2 protein-coding genes are annotated in these 1,981 nt (G+C 40.9%); both read right to left on the bottom strand.

Annotated elements, in window-relative coordinates; all coding sequences use genetic code 11:
* Positions 1–893: CHASE domain-containing protein (locus tag F6K49_RS44240; RefSeq protein WP_293108267.1), on the bottom strand; the 893-nt coding region annotated here is incomplete at its 3' end.
* A 122-nt stretch (positions 894–1,015) separates the two neighbouring features.
* Positions 1,016–1,981 (bottom strand): response regulator (locus F6K49_RS44235; protein ID WP_293108264.1); only part of this gene is annotated, 966 nt, incomplete at its 5' end.

The following is a 1,981-nucleotide window of genomic DNA, read 5'->3' as shown; positions in this document are numbered from 1 at the left end:
TCAAAGTCTTCCTCCTTCAAGTCCTTTGATGCTTTGGGTGTACTAGATGAATAGGTATAGAGCAATCGCTTCTCTGTTGGCGCAGATTCGTGAAACAGGTAAACATCAATCCCCCTCGGTTGTAGATACTCTAAAGCCCTATCTACGACGTCTCCAATCAAAAACGCACTTGAGGCAAAACCTTCCAGATTTTGGCGACGGGATATAACTGAATTAGTAGGTGTATTCTGTCGATAAATTGGCCATAAAATTAGGAATCCTAGTTGGTGCTGGGTGCTTTTATGCATTAATATCATGGGTGGGGTGGCGATCGCTTTGCCACTATCTCGTGATAATTGCAAAGCTTCCAAACTGACAGAATTCGAGGCTAGGTCAAAACCCAACATTGTCTCATTATCGTGGTATGGCTCAACAAAATAGACAGGAAAATACTCTTCTCTGGGTTTAGCCTTAATCAGCTCTCCCTGAGGATTCTGTTCTATAATTTTAAAGTTAGGAAAACCCTCCTGTTTGGCAGCTTGTTCGTAAGCGGCTCGTTGCTCATGGGGTACCCAAGGAATCCACTCTAGGGCTTGAATATCTGAATGATTTGACAAGTAAGGCTTGACAAACGTCCGCAATTCCTGACGAGTCACTTTTTCGGAGGCAGCATAGACCCCAACAATCGATTCCAGTTGGTGTAGATTTTTTTCAAGGCTTCTTTGGAGCAAGGAAACAATATCCTTGGCATCTTGTTCAAACTCTTTTTCGATGGTTTTGTTTTCCAAATTCCAAGTTCCCATGACCGTTAGTAGGGAAAACATAACCCCTGTAAAAATAGTGATTGCTAGGGGCAGAAAATGGACTGTTTTTTTGAGATTTATTAGAGTATTGATGAGTTTTTTATTATTCATATATTTTCCTTTATTTAGTTACTTCTTGAATCAATTTAGTTTTTGCAAATTAGTCATTATCTGAAATCGAAAACATCGGCTAAAGATAACTTTTTATGAAATCAAAAAGGCATAGTTTGAATTCACTGAATATAGTCTTTAATAAAATTTCTAATTTTTTTCAACTGAAAATTTTGAGCTAATTCACGGATATGTTGGACAAAATCACTAGTGTTTGGATCGGATTTTTCTAGGTTATCGATTTGTTTTAAAAGGTCATTGATTAAGCCTGCCCTAGCCAGATCGTAAAGTTGGGAAAGTTTCTCGACTGGAGGAGTCACAATCTCTAGGGTTTGAGATGAGATGTTTTTCTTCTTCCTACTTCCTCCTTCCTGCCTTGCTTGATAAATCCATTCCAGTTTCAGATGCACTTGTAACATCTCTAGTAGCTTTTCTGCCTCTACTGGTTTGGGCAAAAAATCATCCGCTCCAGCCTCACTACTTTTTTCCTTGTCGGTGTCAAATACACTAGCCGAAGACGCAATCACTACTTTTGAGTGCAATTGGGGGGATTGTCGCAACTGTCGGATCATCTCAAAGCCATCCATCTGTGGCATCAACAAGTCAGTGATAATCAGGTCTGGTGGAAATGCTGTGGCTTCCTCTAAACCCTCTTGACCATTGCTAGCCTCCACTAGTTCAAATCCCAGGGGAGCCAGCAGATTTACAATCACCCAGCGATTTTCTTGTTTATCATCCACCACCAGAATTGTGGGTGGCTGACCTTTGAAGCCAATAATCCCTCTTTGAGGAGTCATGGGTTTGGATGCAGCTGTGGTTTCTTTTAACTGCAAATCGAACCAAAACACAGTGCCAATGCCCAACTGGCTGCTTACTTCTAACTTAGACCCCATCATCTGAACCAGTTTCTGAGTAATGGCTAATCCCAATCCGGTCCCTTGTGCTTTATTTAAGGGATTCCCCACCTGCTCGAAGGGCAAAAATATTCGTTCGATTTGTTCCGCACTCATGCCAATACCCGTGTCTTCAATTTTAAATCGAATTGTTGTTAACAGTTCTTGGCTATTGGTGATGTGTCCATTCTCATA

The organism is Moorena sp. SIO3I6 (assembly GCF_010672095.1).
Note: the sequence above shows the minus strand (reverse complement) of the source record. Positions and strands in the feature narration are given on the sequence as shown.